The organism is Vibrio sp. 378, assembly GCF_033339435.1.
Map to the genome: position 1 here is coordinate 1 of NZ_JAWOUO010000818.1, position 598 is coordinate 598.

A 598-nucleotide genomic window follows, 5' to 3' on the forward strand; every position below is an offset into this window, starting at 1 on the left:
TGTTGCCTTCCAACCTGTTTCAACCAAGCTTCTCATGCCACTTGAGCGCGAGCATAAGGCCTTTTTACCTGTGTCAGGTACCATTGACTACGTTATGGTGCTGGGTAATGGCCACGTGGTCGATGACGAAATTCCACCAACATCGCAATTAAGCCGCGCGGCGTTGATGCGATTAACGGAAGGCATTCGTATTTTGCGTATGTACCCAGGCGCAAAGCTAATTTTATCAGGTTATGATGGTGGCTCTGAGATCAGCCATGCTCGTATGATGGCAAACGTTGCTTTGGCATTAGGTGTTGCAAAATCCGACATTATTTTGTTGGAAGACGCAAAAGACACGTGGGAAGAAGCAAGACAAGCCGCCGCTTTTGTTCAACAAAAAGAGATTGTGCTGGTCACGTCAGCGAGCCACATCAGCCGTGCGCTGTACGAGTTTAACGCAGCTGGAATTAAACCCATCCCTGCTCCAACGAATTTCTTAGCGATAGACGAAGTTAGCCAACCGTGGGACAAGTATTCACCTAAAGCTCGCTACCTTGAGCAAACTGAACTGTTTTGGCATGAATACCTTGGTAGCGTTTGGCAAAGACTGCGTGAC

At 48.0% G+C, this 598-nt stretch carries 1 protein-coding gene; it reads left to right on the forward strand.

Annotation, left to right across the window (positions count from 1 at the left end; genetic code table 11):
* The coding region (locus R7Q48_RS29020) for an ElyC/SanA/YdcF family protein (protein WP_318133818.1) at positions 1-598 on the forward strand (598 nt) is incomplete at both ends.